This window comes from Alcaligenes sp. Marseille-Q7550, assembly GCF_965112015.1.
The window spans coordinates 1-1,666 of sequence record NZ_CBCOPU010000013.1; the positions used below are offsets into that span (position 1 = coordinate 1).

Consider the following 1,666-nt stretch of genomic DNA (forward strand, 5'->3'; position numbering starts at 1 on the left):
CTCCAGCGGCAAGGCCACGTTCTCGAACACCGTCATGTGCGGCCAGATGGCATAGGACTGGAACACCATGCCCAGGTCCCGCTTGTGGGTGGGCACGTTGACGCCGCCCGCATCATTGAAGATGTCCTGCCCGCCCAGCGCGATGCGGCCGCGCGTGGGCTCCTCCAGCCCGGCGATGCACCGCAGCGTGGTGGTCTTGCCGCAGCCGCTGGGTCCCAGGATGGAGACGAAGCGGCCGGCGGGGATGTCCAGGGCGATGTCGCGCAGGGCCGTGTGCGAACTGCCGCGGCGCGTGCTGAATATCTTGCCCACACCGTCCAGTTCTATCATGGCTTGTCCTCCCGCAGGTCGGCGCGGTAGAAGTCCCGCACGTTCAGGGCCTGCTTCAGGAAGCCGGCCTCGTGGTAGCGGTCATAGGTCTTCTGGATGGAATCCAGGTCCGGCTGCATGTCGGGCACGCGCGCGAAGTCCTTGTCGGTGAACAGGTACTTGGACAGCAGCTCCTTGGGCGCGCGCGTCACCTGCGAGGTGACCTCCACCGCCAGCGACGGATCCTTGTTCATCATGCTCATGGCGTGCTTCAGGTCCTGGACGTAGGCGCGCACCACGTCGGGGTGGGCGTCGCTGTATTCCTGGCTGCAGCCCTCGAAGATCTGCACGGACGGGCTGGCCACTTCGGACAGGGAGAACAGCTTGCGCAGGCCGCCTTTTTCTTCATTCAGCAGGGCGAAGGGCTGGGCCATGGGGCCGGCGTCGATGCGGCCGCTGCGGATGGCGTCGGCGGCCGGCGGAAAGCCCGTTTCCACGATCTTGACGTCCTTGTCCGGATCGATGCCGTTCTGGCGCAGCCACAGCAGCATGTCGAAGTACACCCCTGCACCGTAGGCGTTGGTGCCGATGACCTTGCCCTTCAGGTCGGCGGCCTTCTTGATGGGGCTGTCCTCTTTCACGGCCCAGTACACGGAGAAGTGCCCCGCGTCCGAGTGCACGTGCTGGGCCACGATGTAGGCCTTCAGGCCGCTCTCGATGGCGCCGTTGGCCAGCGACATGGGCGCCATGGTGGCGCAGTCCAGCACCTTGGCGCGCATGGCCTGCACCATGGGCGAAGTGCCCTGGAACTGGGTCCACTGGATCTGGTAGGTCTTGCCCAGGTTGGGGAACAGCTCGGGGCGCTTGGCCATCAGGTACTTGGCTTCTTCACCCGGAATGGTCCAGCCCACGCGCAAGGTGGGTAAGTCCTGGGCCTGCGCCAGGCCCTGGCAGGCGATAAGGGCGAACAGCAGTGCAGCGCGTTTTTTCATTCCTGTGTCTCCTTGGCGAGGTGATCGGCGCCGGCGGGGGCCAGGCCGACGTGGCGCAGCATGCCCAGGACGCGCGCCAGCACATCGCGGCGGTACGCCTGTTCCTGCTCGGCCGGGTAATCGTGAAAGCCTTGCCCGCTGCGCAGGCCGTTGCGCCCGCTTTCCATGTAGCGGGCGATGATGTCGGGCACGGCGTAGCGCTGGGGATCCAGGTTCTGCGACAGGTAATTGCCCGCGTGATACAAGATGTCGTTGCCGCCGTAGTCGATGAACTCCAGCACGCCTATGCTGGCGAAGCGAAAGCCCAGGCCGTAGCGGGTGGCCTTGTCGATGTCGGCGGCGCTGGCCACGCCTTCGTCCACCAT

3 protein-coding genes are annotated in these 1,666 nt (G+C 65.8%); all 3 read right to left on the reverse strand.

Features of this window, described 5'->3' with window-relative positions; all coding sequences use genetic code 11:
- Positions 1–330: ATP-binding cassette domain-containing protein (locus tag ACWPWO_RS18700; RefSeq protein WP_454007879.1), on the reverse strand; the 330-nt coding region annotated here is incomplete at its 3' end.
- Positions 327–1,301, reverse strand: a complete 975-nt coding sequence (locus ACWPWO_RS18705; protein ID WP_454007880.1) for an ABC transporter substrate-binding protein — start codon at positions 1,299–1,301, stop codon at positions 327–329. The genes ACWPWO_RS18700 and ACWPWO_RS18705, both read right to left, overlap by 4 nt.
- On the reverse strand, positions 1,298–1,666 hold a 369-nt coding region (locus ACWPWO_RS18710), incomplete at its 5' end, for a 3-hydroxyacyl-CoA dehydrogenase family protein (RefSeq protein ID WP_454007881.1). The genes ACWPWO_RS18705 and ACWPWO_RS18710, both read right to left, overlap by 4 nt.

Coding starts and splice junctions, on each gene's coding strand:
- ACWPWO_RS18705 (WP_454007880.1), bottom strand. CDS start 1,301: ATGAAAAAACGCGCTGCACTGCTGTTCGCCCTTATCGCCTGCCAGGGC.